This is a genomic window from Rhizobium sp. BR 249 (assembly GCF_047445895.1).
GTDB lineage: Bacteria > Pseudomonadota > Alphaproteobacteria > Rhizobiales > Rhizobiaceae > Rhizobium.
Genome location: NZ_JARWKX010000003.1, coordinates 95655 through 114291 on the forward strand (window position 1 = coordinate 95655; position 18637 = coordinate 114291).

Here is an 18637-nt window from a genome sequence, read left to right on the forward strand (position 1 = left end):
ATAGCAATCCGCCGAGCATATTCCTACTCCTCGGCCACATAGCGCCGTTCGTGGCGCAGCCCCATGCTGGTCAGGATCTCGTATCCGATCGTGCCCGCCGCCCGCGCCACGTCGTCCAGAGCCATGTTCTTTCCGAACAGCTCGACATAATCGCCGGCGCGCACGGCGTTTTCCGGCACATCGGTGATGTCGAAGATCGTCAGGTCCATGGTGATCCGACCGGCGACCGGGACTTTGTACCCGGCAATGAAGCCTTGCCCGCCTTGCGGCACGGTCTGGCGCAGCGGCACGCCGCCGCTCGACTGGCTGCGCATATAACCATCGGCATAACCGGCAGACACGATCGCCAGCCGGCTGTTACGGTGCAGTTGGAGCGCCCGTCCATAGCTGACGGTCTCGCCGGCTTCGACGGTCCGCACCTGGATGATGCGCGCTTCCGCGGTGGCGACCGGCCGCATCGGGTTCGCCATGCCGCTGACCGCCTCGCCGCCATAAAGCGAGATGCCGGGGCGGGTCAGGTCGAAGTGATAGTCTTCGCCGAGAAAGATGCCGGCCGAGGCGGCAAGACTTGAATCGATGCCTTCATAGGCGGTGCTAACCCTGCGGAATGATTCAAGCTGCCGCAGGTTCATCGCATGGGTGGGATCGTCGCCGCAGGCGAGGTGGCTCATGATCAGCACCGGCGCGAAACTTGCCGGCCGCGAGACGTCGTCGGCGAGAGCCAGCGCATCGTCGATGTGCAATCCCAGCCGGTTGAAGCCGGTATCGACATGCAGTGCGCAGGGGTAATCACCGTAGTCGGCAAGCACTGCCATCCAGAAGGCGAGCTGCTCGTCGGAGGAAATCACCGGCACCAGATCGTTTTCGAAGAAGCGCCGTTCCGTTCCCGGCCATATGCCCGAGAGCACGAAGATGCGCGCTTCCGGCGCATAGAGACGCAGTGTCACGCCCTCATCGACGGTCGCGACGAAGAAATCCCGGGCGCCCGCCAGATAGAGCGTTTCACCGGCATCCTCGATGCCCATGCCATAGGCATCCGCCTTGACGACGGCCGCGGCGCGCGCCGCACCCGAGCGGCGCGCCATGTCGCGCCAGTTCTCCGTCAGGGCCGTCAGGTCGACGGTCAGCCGCAGACCTGCGGAAGCGAAAGGATCGTCGTCTTCGAAGGGGAGTGGAAAATCTGTCATGAATCGCCGTGAAGAAATGAAAGGAAACTGTCTGAACCAGTCTAGAGAGCATTGCGGCTAAGGGAAAGCGCGGGCGGTCACATACCACTCTTTGCCTTTGTGCGATCACTTTTGTTCAAGACGCATAGAGGCTTCCGCGCTAATCTTGCCGGATGCAGAACGTATCGCAGAAAGAGGCGGCAGACGCCATGCCGCTTGCCAACGTGGAATCGGCCCGCTTCTGGCGGGATGGCCGCTTCCGCGACATGGAGTGCCTGAGCGCCACCTTTCTCACGCATGAATATGCGCCGCACGCGCACGATACGTTCAGCATCGGCGCGATAGAAAGCGGCACCCAGATCGCCACCCTCAGCGGCAGGCGGGAGGAAACCGGGCCGGGCGACCTTTATCTCATCGATCCCGGCGTCGTTCATGACGGCACGCCGGGCGGCGAGGGCTATCGCTACCGCATGATCTATCCCGACACGAAGCTGTTCGTCGATATTTTGGAGGATGTCACCGGCAAGGCCTTTCACGCGACGCCGTCTTTCTCCGGTGCGCTTCCACGTGATCCGCAGCTCGCCAATGCCTTTCATGCCGCCCACCGCACGCTCGAAACGGGCGCGGGCGCGCTGGAAGCCGATGAAAGCATGTTCTCGGTGCTGGCGGCGATCTTTGCGCGTCACGGCAGCGCCATCATCGTTCCTGTCGATACGCAGGAACGAAGCGCCGTCGCACGCGCCCGCGAATATCTGATCGAGAATTTCGACAGCGATGTCGGCCTGGAGGAATTGGCCGGCGTGGCGGGTTTGAGCCGTGCTCATCTCATCCGGGCTTTCCGCAAGGAATATCACATCACCCCGCATGCCTTCCTGACTGATCGGCGCGTGCAGGTGGCCCGCCGGCTGCTGCGGCAGGGGCGCATGCCGGCCGATATCGCGCTCGAATGCGGTTTTGCCGATCAGGCGCATTTCACCCGGCACTTCAAGGCGCGCACGGGCGTGACACCCGGCCAGTTCCGCACGGGCTGATCACTTTCGTTCAATACGGCCGTTTCGGGTTGGGCTACTGCTCCGCGATCTCAATGAGGAGGTTGCCATGTTGCAGCACAGCCGGCCAGCCCGCGAATTTCTCGCCGGAATGCGCGCCATTTTTCCGCTTGTCGTCGCCGTCTTGCCGATCGGGCTCGTCTTCGGCGCGGTTGCGGCCACCAAGAGCCTTTCCCCGCTGGAAACGACGCTGATGAGCGCACTTGTCTTCGCAGGCGGTTCGCAATTCGTGGCGATGGACATCTGGGCGCATCCCGCAAGCTGGATCGGTATTGGCTTCGCGGCTCTGCTGGTCAATATCCGCCACGTGCTGATGAGCGCGTCGATCGGCACGAAGATGCAATCCTTCTCCGGCGTCAAACGCTATATCGCCATGCTCTTCCTCGCCGATGAGCTCTGGGCGATGGCGGAGTTCCGCGCCGGCAGCACGCGGCTGACGCCCGCCTGGTATGCCGGCATCGTCACGCCCTTCTACCTCACCTGGGTGGGCTCTTCGCTGATGGGCGCACTGCTCGGCGCCTTTCTCGGCAATCCGGCCGTCATCGGCCTCGACTTCGCCTTTCCGGCTGTCTTTGTCGTGCTCGTCATGGGGTTCTGGAAGGGGCCGGAAACCGGCGCCGTCCTTGCCGCAAGCGGTGCCGCCTCCGTCGCGGTCCACCACTTCGTCCCCGGCGTCTGGTATATAGCCGCCGGCGCGTTGGCCGGGCTGGCAATGGCCCTCTGGCAGGGCAGGGCGCGGGAGCAGGCGGCATGACGCTCGACCTCAACACCCTTATCGCCATCCTCGCGATGGCTGCCGCAACGGTCTTCACTCGCGTCAGCGGCCTCGTGCTGATCCGTCATGTCGAGATGGATGAGCGCCGGAAAACGGCGATAGAGGCCATTCCGCCGGCCGTGCTGATGGCCGTCATCGCCCCGACCGCCTTTACGGCCGGTTGGGCGGAGACGCTGGCCTGCGCGGTCACCGCAATCGCCGCACGCCGCCTGCCGATGCTTGTGAGCGTCGTGGTTGGTGTGGCGACGGTCGCCCTGCTGCGGGCCGTTGGGCTCTAAAAGAAATTGACGCGGGGAAACCGCGTCAATGTTCCTCGTACTGTATGAAGGAAGGATCGGCGAGATCGGCAAAGCGCGTGAACTCCGCCTGGAAGGCAAGCTTCACCGTGCCGGTCGGCCCGTGGCGCTGCTTGGCGATGATGACGTCGGCCGTGCCCTTCACCTTGTCGAACAGCGCTTCCCACTCCGGATATTTCGGATCGTGGGGATCGCGCGGCTCCTGGTTCTTGACGTAATATTCCTCGCGGAACACGAAGAGCACGACGTCGGCGTCCTGCTCGATCGAGCCGGATTCGCGAAGGTCGGAGAGTTGCGGGCGCTTGTCGTCGCGGCTTTCGACTTGGCGCGAGAGCTGCGACAGCGCGATGATCGGAACGTTGAGTTCCTTGCCGAGCGCCTTCAGGCCGGTGGTGATCTGGGTGATTTCCTGGACGCGGTTGTCGCTTGATTTGCCCGAGCCGGTCATCAGCTGCACGTAGTCGACCACCAGCACGTCGAGGCCGCGCTGACGCTTGAGGCGGCGCGCGCGCGCCGAAAGCTGGGCGATCGAGATGCCGCCGGTCTGGTCGATATAGAGCGGCACCTTCTGCATCATCATCGAGCAGGCGACGAGCTTTTCGAAATCGGCATCGTTGATGTCGCCGCGGCGGATCTTCGAGGAGGAGACTTCCGTCTGCTCGGAGATGATACGGGTGGCGAGCTGTTCGGACGACATTTCGAGCGAATAGAAGCCGACGACGCCGCCGTTCTTGGCCTTCGTGCTGCCGTCCGACTGTACTTCGCCTTCGAAAGCGGCGGCGATGTTATAGGCGATGTTGGTCGCAAGCGAGGTCTTGCCCATGCCGGGGCGTCCGGCGAGGATGATCAAGTCCGAACGCTGCAGGCCGCCCATCTTGGCGTCGAGCGAATGGATGCCGGTGGAGATGCCCGAAAGCCCGCCGTCGCGTTCCTTGGCGACGGCCGCCATGTCGATGGCGAGCGCCACGGCATCGTTGAAGGACTGGAAGCCGCCGTCATAGCGGCCGTTTTCGGCGAGCTCGAAGAGCCGGCGTTCGGTATCCTCGATCTGTGACTGCGGCGGCATGTCGAGCGGCGCGTCATAGGCGATATTGACGACGTCCTCGCCGATGGTGATCAGCGCCCGCCGCAGTGCGAGATCGTAGATCGCGCGGCCGTAATCCTCGGCGTTGATGATAGTGACGGCGTTGCTGACGAGGCTCGCCAAATACGCCGAAACGGTCATGTCGCCGACCTTCTCGTCGGCTTTCAGGAAGGTCTTGATCGTCACCGGATTGGCGATCTTGCCCATGCGGATGATGTCGCCGGCGACCTCGTAGATCTTCCGGTGCAGCGGTTCGTAGAGATGAATCGGCTTCAGGAAGTCCGACACCCGGTAATAGGCGTCGTTGTTCATCAGGATGGCACCCAGAAGCGCCTGCTCGGCTTCGATGTTGTTGGGTGCTTCGCGGTAATGCTGCTCCGAAGGAGCAACGGCTGCAATCTTTCGAGCGGCGTCGTTCATCATCATCCGTTCTGTCTTTTTCCAACTCCGGATTTGCAATTCCGGATGGAGAAAATCAAGGGGCTGCGAAAGGAGCGGGGCTCGTCTCGCCTAAATCCTGAACGCTGTGCCCATTGTTCGACTTCTCCACAGTCCCAGGCGCCACAAACGAGAAATACTGGCAGTGTCACCCGCAGGACACGGTACGGAGCCGACTCAGCTCACCCGTTCCGGAGAAGGATATGTTAGCGCGATGACACCGGGCACGCAGCAAAAACATCCGGACAATCCCCTGTTAAAAAGCGACCGTCGGCTGCGTGAACACCCGAATGAATGGAAACGAAAAAGCCCGGCGCGATGGCCGGGCTTTCCCTCTCGCGGATTGCTCCGGCGAAAATTATGCTTCGTCTTCGTCGAGGCCGTCGGCTTCCGGATCGAAGAAATCTTCCGGACGCAGTGCGTCTTCGTCAACGCCGTAGATCGCGTCGACCGAGGTGAGTTCTTCGCCCTTCGCCTGGCGCTCTGCCTCTTCGGCGGAACGGGCAACGTTCAACTCGACGTTGATTTCGACTTCGGCATGCAGCTGCAGCTCGACCTTGTGCAGGCCGATCGACTTGATCGGTGTGTTGAGGTGAACCTGGTTGCGGCCGACGTTGAAGCCTTCTGCGGCGAGAATTTCGACGACGTCACGGGCAGCGACCGAGCCGTAGAGCTGGCCGGTTTCGCCGGCGGAGCGTACGACGATGAAGGACTTGCCGTCGAGGACGTCGGCAACCTTCTGGGCTTCCGACTTGCGCTCGAGGTTGCGGGCTTCGAGCGTTGCGCGCTCGGATTCGAAGCGGGCCTTGTTGGCGGCGTTGGCGCGCAGCGCCTTGCCGAGCGGCAGCAGGTAGTTACGGGCAAAGCCGTCGCGAACCTTTACGGTTTCGCCCATCTGGCCGAGCTTGGAGATGCGTTCGAGAAGAATGACGTCCATTTTCTTTTCCTTTCTTGTGTCTCAGATTTTCGTATCGGATTGTTTGGGGGCATCGGCATCTTTCGCCGGGGTCAGTGCGATCGCCTTGCGCGTATCGCTGAGACCCACGACCAGGATGAGGAGAGCTGGCAGCAGCATGAGCATCGAAGCCAGGTAGCAGAGGATGAGGGCCGGTATGCGCCAGTCCTTTCCACGCGTGCGGAAATGCAGCGAGGCGAAGCCGGAGAGCATGAAACCGGCGCCGAAGGCGCCGATCACGGTCGCGCCGACGAGCGCCGGAACGCCGCCGAAGAAGCAGGCCGCAAGCCCGGCCAGGAAGATGAAGATCGAATTGCGGTTCATGCGCAGCGACGAGGGAATATCCTCGCGCGGCCGAAGGCCCCGGCCGGATGCCGCGACGATGCGCACGGCGAAATAATAGGCGGCAAACAGCATGCTGACCCACATGCCGCCCTGCACGGCCGGCAGCATCAGCAGGATCAGCGATTTGGTCTGCGCGGTTGCCGCAGGATCGGGCATGAATTCCGGCTGCTGCTGTTTGACCGAAGTGATCAGCAGGTCGACGATCGGATCGGTGATATCAGGCCCATAGCCGATCATCACGCCGATGACGATGACGGCGATCGTCACCAGTCCGCAGAGATGCAGCAGGATATCGGAGAGCGGATACCAGGCGAGCAGATGGTCGGGGCCGCCGAGTTCGGAGGCGGGACGCGCGAGATTGGCGAGATGGCTGAGCCAGCCGGCCGGCAGCAGAGTCACCAGCGTCATGATGAGTGCGAAAGACGGGGAGATGAGGACCGCACCGAGCGCCGCTCCCGTGACGACGGCCGAAATCGCGGCGGCATTGCCCCAGCCGAGCCCGACGATCAGGATCGGCAGCGCCGAGGCCGTGTATAGAATCGCGCTGAAAAACGACGGCTGCATGCTCGCGCCCAGCACCAGCAGGGCGGCGGTCAATCCGGCGAGTGCGCCGATCAGCAGCGTTCTAACGTTCGGTCGTTTCAAGGTCGCTGTCCTGCTTCATCAAGCAGTTAGAGGATGTTGCTGAATCGAATTCAGAAACGTCTCAACATGGGTTTTAAGAGTTCCGATCCGCGCCCATCGCGGAAGGGAGAGGGAAGGCACGAATGCCTTCCCTTAAAGGTGAATGCGTCGGCCGATCAGGCGACGACGTAGGGCAGCAGGCCGAGGAAACGGGCACGCTTGATCGCCTGGGCGAGTTCGCGCTGCTTCTTCTGGGAAACGGCCGTGATGCGGGACGGAACGATCTTGCCGCGCTCGGAAATGTAGCGCTGCAGCAGGCGAACGTCCTTGTAGTCGATCCGCGGAGCGTTTGCGCCGGAGAACGGGCAGGTCTTGCGGCGGCGATGGAACGGACGGCGGACCGGTGCGGAGGAAGCTTCAGACATTCTTATATCTCCTTATGCACGGTCTTCGCGCGGAGCGCGGTCCGGACGCGGGCCACGCTGGAAGTCGCCGTCACGGCGCGGCGGACGGTCGCCGAATTCGCGGCGCGGGCCACGGTCGCCACCTTCGCGCGGGCCGCGGTCGTCGCGGTCGCGCTTCTGCAGCATGGCAGACGGGCCTTCTTCGTGCTTTTCGACGGCGATGGTCATGTAGCGAAGAACGTCTTCGCTGATGCGCATCTGGCGTTCCATTTCCTGGATCGCAGCGGCCGGTGCATCGATGTCCATCAGGGCGTAGTGCGCCTTGCGGTTCTTCTTGATGCGGTAGGTGAGGGACTTGAGGCCCCAGTTCTCGATACGCCCGACTTTACCGCCGTTAGCTTCGATCACACCCTTGTACTGTTCTACGAGGGCATCGACCTGCTGAGCGGAAATATCCTGCCGGGCAAGGAATACATGTTCATAAAGAGCCATGACAGCTTTGCCTTTCTTGCGTTTGGTTCAACCCGATATTCGGCGGCTAAGCCTCAACGACTGCTCCTGATTGGGCGGACCCAGGCAAGAAAAGCGTTTCCGAGACGGTCGAGAGCGGAGACACGGGAGGCTGGAACGCTTCCGTTCCGAACGATTTGCAAAATGCAAACCGGCCCTCCGTTCAGCCACCAGCCAGAAGACCGGGTTAACGAACAGCGCGGCTTATACGGATTTTTGCGCGAAAGGCAAGTGCAATCGGACGGCCAGGCCGACGCAGGCCGATCGGCCATGCCGGACCGTCATGGGACTATGATCACAGCGGCAGCGGATATTGCCGGTGCACCTTGGCGATCTCTGCCAGGACGTCGTCCGAAAGCGTCAGCTCGGCCGCGCCGATATCGATCTTCAACTGTTCCATCGAGGTCGCGCCGATGATGGCCGAGGCCATGAAGGGTCTCGACAGGCAGAAGGCGAGCGCCATGGCCGCCGGGTCGAGGCCGTATTTGCGTGCGATCCCGATATAGGCCTTGGTCGCCGGCTCCTGCAGCGGCTGCAGGCGGCCGCCGATATCGTGGTTGATCGAGCCGCGCGAACCCTTCGGCCTTGCGCCATCGACATATTTGCCCGTCAGGATGCCGCCGGCGAGCGGCGAATAGGCGAGCAGCCCGACATCCTCATGGTGCGAGAGTTCGGCGAGGTCGAGGTCGAAGTGGCGATAGAGCAGATTGTATTCGTTCTGGACGCTGGCGATGCGCGGCAGGCCCTTCTGCTCGGAGAGCGTCAGGTATTTCTGGATGCCCCAGGTGGTTTCGTTGGAAAGGCCGATCGCGCGGATCTTGCCTTCCTTCACCAGTGCGCCGAGCGTTTCCAGAATGTCGAGCATGTTGGCGACGGCCGTCTCGCGATCCTGGTTGAACGGATTGTAGCTCCAGTTCTGGCGGAAATGGAAATGGCCGCGGTTCGGCCAATGGATCTGGTAGAGATCGACGTAATCCGTCTTCAGCCGCGTCAGGCTGGCCTCGAGCGCCAGGCGGATGTTCTTCGCATCCGCGCCTTCGCCGCCGCGTATGTAGTCGCGGCCGCGGCCTGCGACCTTGGTGGCGAGCACGATGTCACCGCGCTTGCCTGATTTGCTGAACCAGCTGCCGATATAATCTTCGGTCCAGCCCTGTGTTTCGGCCGAGACCGGCGTCGTCGGATAAAGCTCGGCGGTATCGAAGAAATTGACGCCCTTCTCGACGGCATAATCCATCTGCGCATGAGCGTCGGTCTCGCTGTTCTGCGAACCCCACGTCATGGTGCCAAGGCAAATTTCTGAAACGGAGATATCGGTGCGGCCGAGCGAATTATACTTCATGGAAAAACCTTGGGAGCGATCTTGAGGTGAAAGCCTTGGGAAGTGCCCGCGCAAATCTAGGCCGGATTTGACGGAGCGCAAGAGCAAAACCGGGCTTTTGTGCCGGTGCGAAAGGCTTTGCAGAGAGCGGGCCGCCACTTGACTCTCCGGGAAAGAATGTCAATTGGAGGCAAAATAGCCTTGAGGGGCGCAACCAGGGATACGAGAATGACCATCGCTTTCACTTTTCCCGGCCAGGGCAGCCAGGCCGTCGGCATGGGTAAGGATCTCGCCGAGAATTTCGCGGAAGCGCGCGCCGTTTTCGAAGAGGTTGATGAGGCGCTCGGTGAGAAGCTCTCGGATGTCATGTTCAACGGTCCCGAGGACACGCTGACTTTGACGGCAAATGCCCAGCCGGCCTTGATGGCCGTCTCGATCGCCGTCATCCGCGTGCTTGAGGCCAAGGGCCTGGATCTGAAGTCCAAGGTTGCTTACGTCGCCGGCCATTCGCTTGGCGAATATTCGGCACTTTGCGCCGCCGGCACCTTTTCGCTCGCCGATACCGCGCGTTTGCTGCGCATTCGCGGCAATGCGATGCAGGCTGCCGTTCCCGTCGGCGTCGGCGCCATGGCCGCGATCATCGGCCTCGAACATGCCGATGTCGTCGCCGTCTGTGAGGAGGCCGCCGCCATCGGCGCCTGCCAGATCGCCAATGACAATGGCGGCGGCCAGATCGTCATTTCGGGCGAAAAGGCGGCGGTTGAAAAGGCCGCCGGCCTTGCGACCGACAAGGGCGCCAAGCGCGCCATCCTGTTGCCCGTCTCCGCTCCTTTCCATTCGGCGCTGATGGCGCCCGCTGCCGACGCCATGCGCGAGGCGCTGGCAAAGGTTGCCAAATCCGATCCCGTCGTCCCGCTGATCGCCAATGTTCGCGCGGCCCCGGTAAAGAACGCCGACGAGATCGTCGGCCTCCTGGTCGAGCAGGTGACCGGCCAGGTCCGCTGGCGCGAGACCGTGGAATGGTTCGCCGCAAACGGCGTCACGACGCTTTATGAACTCGGCTCCGGCAAGGTGCTGACCGGTCTTGCCCGCCGCATCGACAAGACGATCAACGGCGTCTCGGTCAATGGTCCCTCGGATATCGACGCGGCCGTCGCCGCGCTCATGGCCTGATTGCTATCTCCAGATATAAGGAACGCTTCCATGTTCGATCTTTCCGGCCGCAAGGCTCTCGTCACCGGCGCATCGGGCGGTATCGGCGAGGAAATCGCCCGCCTTCTCCATAAGCAGGGCGCGATCGTCGGCCTGCACGGCACCCGCGTCGAGAAGCTGGAAGCGCTGGCGGCCGAGCTCGGCGAACGCGTCAAGATCTTCCCGGCGAACCTGTCGGACCGTGATGAGGTCAAGGCGCTCGGCCAGAAGGCGGAAGCTGATCTCGAAGGCGTCGATATTCTCGTCAACAATGCCGGCATCACCAAGGACGGTCTCTTCGTGCGCATGAGCGACGAGGACTGGGACGCCGTTCTCGAAGTGAACCTGACCGCCACCTTCCGCCTGACGCGCGAACTGACGCATCCGATGATGCGCCGCCGCTATGGCCGCATCATCAACATCACCTCCGTCGTCGGCGTCACCGGCAATCCGGGCCAGGCCAATTACTGCGCCTCCAAGGCCGGCATGATCGGCTTCACCAAGTCCTTGGCGCAGGAGATCGCCACCCGTAACGTGACGGTCAATTGCGTCGCGCCCGGCTTCATCGAAAGCGCCATGACCGGCAAGCTGAACGACAAGCAGAAGGAAGCGATCATGGGGGCGATCCCGATGAGGCGCATGGGCACCGGTGGCGAAGTCGCTTCGGCCGTCGCTTACCTTGCCTCCTCCGAGGCGGCCTACATGACCGGTCAGACGCTGCACGTAAATGGCGGCATGGCGATGATCTGAAACGACAAACTGTCGGTGTGGGAGCAATTCCCGCCAATAGCATGTTGAGCAATCACGAACCGTTGATTTTCTGGCTTTGCGGCAGACATAAAGCATGTTAAGCGGGCCAATGACTGTCAGCAGTCGTCCCGAGAAAGCAGACGGACCGGCGGGCTTTTTGCAAGCCTGGGACATCTCTGAAGCCGGGTAAACGAGTTTGCCGAGGATGTCTGAAAACATCGCAGGCTGAAACAGGGTAGGGATGCCGTAATGGCATGCCGATCAGGACATAAGGTCGAGGAAACCGACATGAGCGATATCGCAGAACGCGTAAAGAAAATTGTTATTGATCATCTTGGCGTCGATGCCGACAAGGTCGTCGAGAGCGCCAGCTTTATCGACGATCTGGGCGCTGACTCGCTCGATACGGTCGAACTTGTCATGGCTTTCGAAGAAGAATTCGGCGTCGAAATTCCCGACGACGCTGCTGACTCGATCCTGACGGTCGGCGATGCCGTGAAGTTTATTGAGAAGGCCCAGGCCTGATCCTGAGCATTTGAGAAAGGGCGGGCCTGGAGTCCGCCCTTTTCTTATCGGCATATTTCTCCATAGAACATAAGAGACGGGGGAAAGCACGCGATGAGACGTGTCGTCATCACCGGTACCGGCATGGTATCACCCTTGGGATGCGGAACAGAGGTGACATGGTCCCGGCTGCTTGCCGGCCAGAATGGCGCCCGTCTGGTCACCGAATTCGAGGTCGATGATCTTCCCGCCAAGATCGCCTGCCGTATCCCGATCGGTGACGGCTCCGACGGCACTTTCAATGTCGATCAGTGGATGGAGCCGAAAGAGCAGCGCAAGGTCGACCCCTTCATCATCTTCGGCATGGCCGCCGCCGACATGGCGCTTGCCGATGCCGGCTGGCATCCCGAAACCGATGAGGACCAGATCGCCACCGGCGTGCTGATCGGCTCCGGCATCGGCGGCATCGAAGGCATCGTCGAGGCGGGTTATACCCTGCGTGACAAAGGCCCGCGCCGCATCTCCCCCTTCTTCATTCCCGGCCGCCTGATCAACCTCGTTTCCGGCCAGGTCTCGATCCGCCACAAGCTGCGCGGACCCAATCATTCGGTCGTCACTGCCTGCTCGACGGGCGCGCATGCGATCGGCGACGCCGCGCGGCTGATCGCGCTGGGTGATGCTGACGTCATGGTCGCCGGCGGCACGGAATCTCCCGTCAGCCGTATTTCGCTGGCAGGATTTGCCGCCTGCAAGGCGCTGTCGACCCAGCACAACGACGACCCGCAGAAGGCTTCGCGCCCCTATGACCGCGACCGCGACGGCTTCGTCATGGGCGAGGGCGCCGGCATCGTCGTTCTCGAAGAACTGGAACACGCCAAGGCGCGCGGCGCCAGGATCTATGCCGAAGTCGTCGGCTACGGCCTGTCGGGCGATGCCTATCACATCACCGCGCCGTCTGAGGACGGCGAGGGCGCCGGCCGCTGCATGGCGATGGCGCTGAAGCGCGCCGGGCTGACGCCGGCCGACATCGACTACATCAACGCCCATGGCACGTCGACCATGGCCGACACGATCGAACTCGGCGCCGTCGAGCGGCTGGTCGGCAATGCGGCGTCGAAGATCTCGATGTCTTCCACCAAGTCGGCGACAGGACACCTTCTCGGCGCCGCCGGCGCCATCGAGGCGATTTTCGCGACGCTCGCCATCCGCGACAATGTCGCGCCGCCGACGCTCAATCTTGACAATCCCGAACGCGAGACGGCGATCGATCTCGTACCGCACAAGGCGCGCGCGAGAGAAATCAACGTGGCGCTGTCCAACTCGTTCGGATTCGGCGGCACGAACGCGTCGCTCGTGCTGCGCCGTTACGCGTAGCGGATACCCGGCGGGTATCCCCACGCCGCAGATAAGGCCGTCCTGTAGCCTGCAGAGCAGGGCGTGCGAAAGCACAGCGGGTAACCGCCGTCATTGAAACGGCGGCAGACCTGCTTTTGCCGCATTGCTTCGCGAAATAGCGAAGTGAAGGCCAAGTTTTAGAGGATTGCCGGTGAGCGATACGACGAACCAGAGCAACGATACGCAAGGGCAGAAGGGACCGATCATCCCGAAGTCGCCGAACGAAGCCCTGCGTCCGGAGCGCGTCCCGGAGCCGCCGAAGCGGTCCAAGAATGCCCGCAGCCAGGTCGTCCTTTTCCTGAACTTCATCATGACGATGGCGGTCCTGGTCTGCATCGTCGCCGTCATCGGCTTTTATTACGCCAAATCGACCTATCAAGGCCCCGGTCCGCTGCAGACCAACACCAATTTCATCGTCCGTAACGGCGCAGGTCTCGCCGAAATCGCCTCGAACCTCGAGCGCAACGCGATCATCACCGATGCCCGCATCTTCCGTTATCTCACCGCGACGCATCTCTCGGCCGGCGAGAGCCTGAAGGCCGGTGAATACGAGATCAAGGCGAGGGCTTCCATGAGCGATATCATGGAGCTTCTGAAATCGGGCAAGTCCATTCTCTATTCCGTATCCTTCCCCGAGGGGCTGACGGTCCGCCAGATGTTCGACCGCATGCTACAGGATCAGGTGCTGGAAGGCGACTTGCCGGCCGCGCTGCCGACCGAAGGCAGCCTGCGTCCGGATACCTACAAATTCTCGCGCGGCACCAAGCGCTCGGAAATCATCCAGCAGATGGCGGCAGCACAGCAGAAGCTCGTCGACCAGATCTGGGACAAGCGTGACGCGTCGCTGCCGTTGCGCTCCAAGGAAGAATTCGTGACGCTCGCCTCGATCGTCGAAAAGGAAACCGGCGTTGCCGACGAGCGCGCCCATGTCGCCTCCGTTTTCCTCAACCGGCTCGGCAAAGGCATGCGCCTGCAATCCGACCCGACGATCATCTACGGCCTCTTCGGTGGCGAAGGTAAGCCGGCCGACCGGCCGATCTACCAGTCGGACCTGAAGCGGGATACGCCTTACAACACCTACGTCATCAAGGGCCTGCCGCCGACGCCGATCGCCAATCCCGGCAAGGATGCGCTGGAAGCCGTCGCCAATCCCTGGAAAACGCAGGATCTCTATTTCGTCGCCGACGGCACCGGCGGCCACGTGTTCGCCGCCACGCTCGAGGAGCACAATGCCAACGTCAAACGCTGGCGTAAGCTCGAAGCCGACAAGGGCTCGGACCCGAACATCGCAGTTGACGGCCAGCCGGAAGAGCCGCCAGCGGATAACGGCGCGGCCGCCGCGCCGCCGAAGAAAAAGAAGATCAACTGACAGATTTCGGGAGGCTCGCATGGCTCTGCAGTCCATGACCGGTTTTGCGCGGCGCGAGGGAACGAGCGGCCGCTGGCGCTGGGCCTGGGAACTGCGCTCGGTCAACGGCAAGGGTTTGGACCTGCGCCTGCGGCTGCCGCCCGGACTTGAGCGCATGGAGGCGGAGGTCCGCCGCCTTGCCGGCGAAAGCTTCAGCCGCGGCAACCTGCAGGCATCGCTATCGGTCACCGCCGACGAGAACCGTTTCGAGGCGGTGCTGAACAAGCAGGCGCTCGCCGCCGTGCTTGCCATGCGTGAGCAATTGGAGGGCGTGATCGACCCTGCGCCGCTGAAGCTCGATACGCTGCTTCTGGTGCGCGGCATCGTGGAATTTCGTGAAGGCGAGGACGGCGAGGAGGCGCTCGCCGCCCGCGACGCCGATATCGTCGCCGGCCTGCTGGCTGCCCTTGCCGATCTCAAGGCGATGCGCGAACAGGAAGGCTCGGCACTTGTCCGCATTCTCCTCGATCATGTCGCGACCATCGAAGGGTTGACGCGGACGATCGAGAGCGATCCCTCGCGCTCGCCTCAGGAGATCGCTGCCCGGCTTGCCGCGCAGGTTGCCTTGCTGGCGGAGGGCATGGCCGCGCTCGACCGTGACAGGCTGCATACCGAAGCCGCACTCTTGGCGACCAAGGCGGATCTGCGCGAGGAAGTCGATCGCCTCAAGGCGCATATCGCGGCAGCGCGCGATCTTCTGGTGAAAGGTGGTCCTGCCGGCCGCCGGCTGGATTTCCTTGCACAGGAATTTAACCGCGAATCGAATACCATCTGCTCGAAGTCGAATGCCTCGGCGGTCACCGCCGCCGGCATCGAATTGAAAGTCGTGATCGACCAGTTCCGCGAGCAGGTCCAGAATTTGGAGTAGGACATGAACCCGGCGAAAATCTCGCCCGTGCAGATCGCCCGCCGCGGTCTGATGCTTGTCATTTCGTCGCCGTCGGGCGCCGGCAAGTCGACGATCGCACGGACGCTTCTGGCGACCGACAAGCATATCGGTCTCTCCGTCAGCGTCACCACGCGCCAGCGCCGCCCGAGCGAGGTCGAGGGCGTGCATTACCTCTTCAAAAGCGTGCGCGAATTCGAGCGGCTGCGCGATAGCGATGCGCTGCTCGAATGGGCCGAGGTGCATGGCAATTTCTACGGCACGCCGCGCGAGCCGGTCGAACTGGCCATGGCCGAAGGCCGCGACATGCTCTTCGATATCGACTGGCAGGGCGCCCAGCAATTGCAGGAGAAGATGTCGGCCGACGTGGTCTCGATCTTCGTACTGCCGCCGACCATGACCGAGCTTCAGTCGCGGCTGCACCGCCGTGCCGAGGATTCCGAGGAGGTCATCCAGACGCGCCTCGCCAATAGCCGCGCCGAAATCGCCCATTGGCGCGAATATGATTACGTCATCGTCAACGACGACCTCGATACCGCCTTCGACGCCGTTCAGTCGATCGTCAAGGCTGAACGCCTTCGCCGCGACCGCCGCCACGGCATGTTCGATTTCGTCCGCGAACTGCTGGAAGAGACGCCGTCTCTCTAAAGAGTATTCGCAAGAAGGCAGAATTCCTCGACGGACAAGGTCTCTGCCCGGCGCGCCGGATCGATGCCCGCCTTGACGAGAAGGCTCTCGCCGCCGAGCGGTTTCAAGCTTTGACGCAGCATCTTGCGACGCTGGCCGAAGGCGGCTTGCGTAACCTTCTCCAGATTTCCGACGGCGCAGGGGATGGGGTTTTCACGGGGAAGCAAGTGCACGACCGTGGAGGTCACCTTCGGCGGCGGCGTAAATGCCTGTGGCGGCACGTCGAAGGCCATGCGTGCCTGCGTCCGCCAGCCGCAGAGAACGCCGAGACGGCCATAATGGTCGTCGTCTTCGCAGGCGACGATGCGTTCGCCGACTTCCTTCTGGAACATCAGCGTCAGAGACTGCCAGAACGGCGGCCAGGCTTTCGGCAGCAGCCAGTTGACCAACAGCTGTGTGCCGACATTGTAGGGCAGGTTGGAGATGATCTTGACCGGGCCTTGCGGGGCCAATGCCTCGAAATCGGTCTTCAGCGCGTCGCCTTCGATCACCTCCAGCCGGCCAGGATAGTGATCGGCGATTTCGGCGAGCGCCGGCAGGCAGCGTGTGTCCCGTTCGACGGCGATAACCTTCTTGGCGCCGAGCGCCAGGATCGCACGCGTCAACCCGCCGGGGCCGGGACCGACCTCGAAGACGGTGGCCTCTTCGAGTGCGCCTGCCGTGCGGGCGATCTTCTGCGTCAGGTTAAGGTCGAGCAGGAAGTTCTGGCCGAGCGCCTTACGCGCATCGAGGCCGTGACGCTGGATAACGTCGCGAAGCGGCGGCAGGCCGTCGAGTGCTGCCATCAGCGGCGGCTTTCCATGCTGCGGCCGAGCTGAGCGGCAAGTTTCAGCGCCGCAACGAGGCTCTGCTCGCGCGCCAGTCCCTTGCCGGCGATGCCGAAAGCGGTGCCGTGATCCGGGGAGGTGCGCACGAAGGGGAGCCCGAGCGTGACGTTGACGCTGTCGTCGAAGCCGAGGGTCTTGGCCGGGATCAGCGCTTGATCGTGGTACATGCAGACGGCGACATCATAGCGCGCCCGCGCCTCGTCATGGAACATCGTGTCGGCGGGCAGGGGACCGATCGCATCGATACCCTCGTCGCGCAGACGCTCGATCGCCGGACGGATGATGGTCTCGTCTTCCTTGCCGATCGCCCCGCCTTCGCCGGCATGCGGGTTGAGGCCGGCGACAGCCAGCCGCGGCGCCTCTATGCCGAAGCGCTGCCTCAGGTCCTCATGGGCGATCCGGCAGGTTTCCATGATCGTTTCCTCCGTCAGCGCCTGCGGCACATCCCGCACCGGAATGTGGATCGTGACAGGAATGGCCCTGAGCTTCGGGCCTGACAGCATCATCACAGGCGTGACCGGCTTGCCTGTCGCCCTGGCGGCGAGATCGGCGAGAAATTCGGTATGGCCGGGAAAGCGGAAACCGGCATCGTAGAGCACGGCCTTGGAGATCGGATTGGTAACGACCGCGAGCGCCTCGCCGCCGATCACCAGCGACACGGCTCTTTCGATCGCCGTGATCGTGCCTTTCGCCGTCGCCTCATGTGGCTCGCCAGGCACCACTTCGATTCCGGCAGGTATCGGCATCACGGGCAGCGCGTCAGCAAAGAAGTCGGCTGCTTCGCTGGCTTTGTTGGTTTCACGGATCGAAACAGCGAGATTGAGCTGGCGGGCTCTCAATGCCAGCACATCGGGATCGCCGATCAGGAAAAAAGGCGGCAGGCCGAGTTCACGCCGCCGCAGCCAGGCCATCAGGGTGATGTCCGGGCCGATGCCGGCGGGGTCGCCCTGGCTCAGTGCAAGCGGTCGCGAAAACGGTGTCGCCATCGTCGGGTCAGCGGTAGGCGATCTGCGCCTTCTTGCGCAGTTCATCCAGGTATTTCTTGCTGTTGTCGTTTTCCGGGGGGGCGTCCTTATTGGACTTGGACTTGTCGAGATCCTCCTGCCGGAAGACCATTTCGGCGGCTTGGTCGTCGGAAACCTGGCGCTGGCTGCAGATCGCCAGATATTCGACCCCCTTGTCGGTGACGCGGGTCCCTGTCGTGTTGCCTTTGGCCTGCTCAACGAGCGGCTTCCAATCCGGCGGGATTTCGGGGGCGAGCATGCGGCCGAGGTCGCGCACGGAAACGTCGCGCATCGTCGCGGCAAAAACCTTTGCCTGATCACAGCCTGGGAATTTCGAGCGCGATGCTTCCGCCTCGCTCTTGCGTTTTCCGGTGATGGCGCCGCGCTTGGCCTGCGGAACGACGAAGATGATCTGTTGCAGCATGTATTCCGTCGTCACCGGCTTCTGCTTGTTGTTCTGCATCATGCGGGAGACGAGGTCGTAATTTGACAGCCGCGACGTAGAGCCGTAGCGCGCGTTGACGACGCGCGGCCAGCTCATCTGCACGGCAATGAAACCCTTGAAATGGTCGACACCGACGCCGGCGCGATCGAGGATCTGCGACATCTGTTCGACGGAAAGCTTGTTGCCGCTCGAGAAGCGCGCGAACGAGGCATCGACGTCCTGCTGTGAAACCGACATACGGACGCGGGCGACCTCCTGCCGCTTGAGCGTCTCGTCGATCAACTGCTCCTCGGCAGTCTTGGCGTCTGCCTTTGTATGCTGCAGCCGCAAGAAGGCCTGGCGCTTGGCGACATCGCCGCTGGTGATGGCAGTGCCGTTCACCACGGCTTTGACTTCGCTTGCGGCAAGCGCCGGGCCGGCAAAGCCAGCCAGAAGCGTAATCGTTGCCCCCGTGATGAAGGCTGTTATGGCTTTTTTCGCGTCAATCATCTGTTGACCTCCCGATGGCGCCGCGAGGCGTGTTCGCGGCGTTCTTACCACAGTGCGAGACACGCGGAAATCGCTTCCATCATGGCG

The 18637-nt window shown here is 62.5% G+C and carries 20 protein-coding genes; 10 read left to right on the top strand and 10 right to left on the bottom strand.

The window, feature by feature from the left end; translation table 11 throughout:
* Positions 1–23 precede the first annotated feature (23 nt).
* Positions 24–1187, bottom strand: a complete 1164-nt coding sequence (gene alr, locus QD408_RS04410) for an alanine racemase (RefSeq protein WP_414138475.1) — start codon at positions 1185–1187, stop codon at positions 24–26.
* 188 nt (positions 1188–1375) lie between these two features.
* On the opposite strand from alr, the gene QD408_RS04415 reads away from it, so the two are divergent.
* The 3 genes from QD408_RS04415 to QD408_RS04425 all read left to right on the top strand — a co-directional run bounded on the left by QD408_RS04415 (position 1376) and on the right by QD408_RS04425 (position 3268).
* Positions 1376–2197, top strand: a complete 822-nt coding sequence (locus QD408_RS04415) for an AraC family transcriptional regulator (protein ID WP_088682093.1) — start codon at positions 1376–1378, stop codon at positions 2195–2197.
* Between the two features lie 67 nt (positions 2198–2264).
* The gene (locus tag QD408_RS04420) at positions 2265–2969 is read left to right on the top strand and encodes an AzlC family ABC transporter permease (RefSeq protein WP_414138476.1); all 705 of its coding nucleotides are present in this window, start codon (positions 2265–2267) and stop codon (positions 2967–2969) included.
* A complete protein-coding gene (locus QD408_RS04425; protein ID WP_088682019.1) occupies positions 2966–3268 on the top strand; it encodes an AzlD family protein in 303 nt (100 codons plus the stop codon). Before QD408_RS04420 ends, QD408_RS04425 begins: the two co-directional genes overlap by 4 nt.
* A gap of 25 nt (positions 3269–3293) precedes the next feature.
* On the opposite strand, the gene QD408_RS04430 is transcribed toward QD408_RS04425, so the two are convergent.
* The 6 genes from QD408_RS04430 to QD408_RS04455 form a co-directional block, all read right to left on the bottom strand.
* On the bottom strand, positions 3294–4790 hold the full coding sequence (locus QD408_RS04430) for a replicative DNA helicase (protein ID WP_414138569.1): 1497 nt from the start codon (positions 4788–4790) through the stop codon (positions 3294–3296).
* Positions 4791–5166: 376 nt separating this feature from the next.
* Positions 5167–5745 carry a 50S ribosomal protein L9 gene (gene rplI, locus QD408_RS04435; protein WP_088682020.1) on the bottom strand — a complete coding sequence of 193 codons (579 nt, stop codon included), beginning with the start codon at positions 5743–5745 and terminating at the stop codon, positions 5167–5169.
* Positions 5746–5766: 21 nt separating this feature from the next.
* Entirely contained in the window at positions 5767–6753 is a 987-nt protein-coding gene (locus QD408_RS04440) for a DUF2232 domain-containing protein (protein WP_414138477.1), read from the bottom strand.
* Positions 6754–6908: 155 nt separating this feature from the next.
* Positions 6909–7157 (bottom strand): 30S ribosomal protein S18, encoded by a 249-nt coding sequence (gene rpsR / locus QD408_RS04445; RefSeq protein WP_004680498.1) that lies wholly within the window; start codon positions 7155–7157, stop codon positions 6909–6911.
* Positions 7158–7169: 12 nt separating this feature from the next.
* Positions 7170–7628 (bottom strand): 30S ribosomal protein S6, encoded by a 459-nt coding sequence (gene rpsF, locus QD408_RS04450; protein WP_004680499.1) that lies wholly within the window; start codon positions 7626–7628, stop codon positions 7170–7172.
* A gap of 313 nt (positions 7629–7941) precedes the next feature.
* Positions 7942–8985, bottom strand: coding sequence for an aldo/keto reductase (locus QD408_RS04455; protein ID WP_414138478.1), 1044 nt, complete (start codon positions 8983–8985; stop codon positions 7942–7944).
* A gap of 207 nt (positions 8986–9192) precedes the next feature.
* On the opposite strand from QD408_RS04455, the gene fabD reads away from it, so the two are divergent.
* The 7 genes from fabD to gmk all read left to right on the top strand — a co-directional run bounded on the left by fabD (position 9193) and on the right by gmk (position 15746).
* Positions 9193–10137: an ACP S-malonyltransferase gene (gene fabD, locus QD408_RS04460; protein WP_414138479.1), complete on the top strand. Its 945-nt coding sequence runs from the start codon at positions 9193–9195 to the stop codon at positions 10135–10137.
* 30 nt (positions 10138–10167) lie between these two features.
* Entirely contained in the window at positions 10168–10905 is a 738-nt protein-coding gene (gene fabG, locus QD408_RS04465) for a 3-oxoacyl-[acyl-carrier-protein] reductase (RefSeq protein WP_008522356.1), read from the top strand.
* 288 nt (positions 10906–11193) lie between these two features.
* Positions 11194–11430, top strand: a complete 237-nt coding sequence (locus QD408_RS04470; RefSeq protein WP_003547058.1) for an acyl carrier protein — start codon at positions 11194–11196, stop codon at positions 11428–11430.
* 93 nt (positions 11431–11523) lie between these two features.
* Positions 11524–12783: a beta-ketoacyl-ACP synthase II gene (gene fabF / locus QD408_RS04475; RefSeq protein ID WP_088682024.1), complete on the top strand. Its 1260-nt coding sequence runs from the start codon at positions 11524–11526 to the stop codon at positions 12781–12783.
* A gap of 172 nt (positions 12784–12955) precedes the next feature.
* Positions 12956–14173 (top strand): endolytic transglycosylase MltG, encoded by a 1218-nt coding sequence (mltG, locus tag QD408_RS04480; protein WP_088682095.1) that lies wholly within the window; start codon positions 12956–12958, stop codon positions 14171–14173.
* 19 nt (positions 14174–14192) lie between these two features.
* Positions 14193–15080 carry a YicC/YloC family endoribonuclease gene (locus QD408_RS04485; protein ID WP_088682025.1) on the top strand — a complete coding sequence of 296 codons (888 nt, stop codon included), beginning with the start codon at positions 14193–14195 and terminating at the stop codon, positions 15078–15080.
* A 3-nt stretch (positions 15081–15083) separates the two neighbouring features.
* The gene (gene gmk / locus QD408_RS04490) at positions 15084–15746 is read left to right on the top strand and encodes a guanylate kinase (RefSeq protein WP_088682026.1); all 663 of its coding nucleotides are present in this window, start codon (positions 15084–15086) and stop codon (positions 15744–15746) included.
* On the opposite strand, the gene rsmA is transcribed toward gmk, so the two are convergent.
* Genes rsmA through QD408_RS04505 form a run of 3 tightly spaced genes read right to left on the bottom strand, consistent with a single transcriptional unit; the run spans position 15743 to position 18550 of the window.
* Positions 15743–16570 (bottom strand): 16S rRNA (adenine(1518)-N(6)/adenine(1519)-N(6))-dimethyltransferase RsmA, encoded by an 828-nt coding sequence (gene rsmA / locus QD408_RS04495; protein ID WP_414138480.1) that lies wholly within the window; start codon positions 16568–16570, stop codon positions 15743–15745. The genes gmk and rsmA overlap by 4 nt on opposite strands.
* The gene (pdxA, locus tag QD408_RS04500; protein WP_414138481.1) at positions 16570–17598 is read right to left on the bottom strand and encodes a 4-hydroxythreonine-4-phosphate dehydrogenase PdxA; all 1029 of its coding nucleotides are present in this window, start codon (positions 17596–17598) and stop codon (positions 16570–16572) included. The genes rsmA and pdxA overlap by 1 nt, the downstream gene beginning before the upstream one ends.
* Before the next feature lie 7 nt (positions 17599–17605).
* Positions 17606–18550 (bottom strand): peptidylprolyl isomerase, encoded by a 945-nt coding sequence (locus QD408_RS04505; RefSeq protein WP_088682029.1) that lies wholly within the window; start codon positions 18548–18550, stop codon positions 17606–17608.
* Positions 18551–18637 lie beyond the last annotated feature (87 nt).

Excerpts from the sequence above, each read along its gene's own strand:
- QD408_RS04470 (WP_003547058.1), top strand. The coding sequence starts at position 11,194 with ATGAGCGATATCGCAGAACGCGTAAAGAAAATTGTTATTGATCATCTT.
- rplI (WP_088682020.1), bottom strand. The coding sequence starts at position 5,745 with ATGGACGTCATTCTTCTCGAACGCATCTCCAAGCTCGGCCAGATGGGC.
- QD408_RS04420 (WP_414138476.1), top strand. The coding sequence starts at position 2,265 with ATGTTGCAGCACAGCCGGCCAGCCCGCGAATTTCTCGCCGGAATGCGC.
- fabF (WP_088682024.1), top strand. The coding sequence starts at position 11,524 with ATGAGACGTGTCGTCATCACCGGTACCGGCATGGTATCACCCTTGGGA.
- rpsR (WP_004680498.1), bottom strand. The coding sequence starts at position 7,157 with ATGTCTGAAGCTTCCTCCGCACCGGTCCGCCGTCCGTTCCATCGCCGC.
- QD408_RS04415 (WP_088682093.1), top strand. The coding sequence starts at position 1,376 with ATGCCGCTTGCCAACGTGGAATCGGCCCGCTTCTGGCGGGATGGCCGC.
- rsmA (WP_414138480.1), bottom strand. The coding sequence starts at position 16,570 with ATGGCAGCACTCGACGGCCTGCCGCCGCTTCGCGACGTTATCCAGCGT.
- QD408_RS04485 (WP_088682025.1), top strand. The coding sequence starts at position 14,193 with ATGGCTCTGCAGTCCATGACCGGTTTTGCGCGGCGCGAGGGAACGAGC.
- fabG (WP_008522356.1), top strand. The coding sequence starts at position 10,168 with ATGTTCGATCTTTCCGGCCGCAAGGCTCTCGTCACCGGCGCATCGGGC.
- QD408_RS04455 (WP_414138478.1), bottom strand. The coding sequence starts at position 8,985 with ATGAAGTATAATTCGCTCGGCCGCACCGATATCTCCGTTTCAGAAATT.
- rpsF (WP_004680499.1), bottom strand. The coding sequence starts at position 7,628 with ATGGCTCTTTATGAACATGTATTCCTTGCCCGGCAGGATATTTCCGCT.
- gmk (WP_088682026.1), top strand. The coding sequence starts at position 15,084 with ATGAACCCGGCGAAAATCTCGCCCGTGCAGATCGCCCGCCGCGGTCTG.
- fabD (WP_414138479.1), top strand. The coding sequence starts at position 9,193 with ATGACCATCGCTTTCACTTTTCCCGGCCAGGGCAGCCAGGCCGTCGGC.
- QD408_RS04505 (WP_088682029.1), bottom strand. The coding sequence starts at position 18,550 with ATGATTGACGCGAAAAAAGCCATAACAGCCTTCATCACGGGGGCAACG.
- QD408_RS04430 (WP_414138569.1), bottom strand. The coding sequence starts at position 4,790 with ATGAACGACGCCGCTCGAAAGATTGCAGCCGTTGCTCCTTCGGAGCAG.
- pdxA (WP_414138481.1), bottom strand. The coding sequence starts at position 17,598 with ATGGCGACACCGTTTTCGCGACCGCTTGCACTGAGCCAGGGCGACCCC.
- QD408_RS04425 (WP_088682019.1), top strand. The coding sequence starts at position 2,966 with ATGACGCTCGACCTCAACACCCTTATCGCCATCCTCGCGATGGCTGCC.
- alr (WP_414138475.1), bottom strand. The coding sequence starts at position 1,187 with ATGACAGATTTTCCACTCCCCTTCGAAGACGACGATCCTTTCGCTTCC.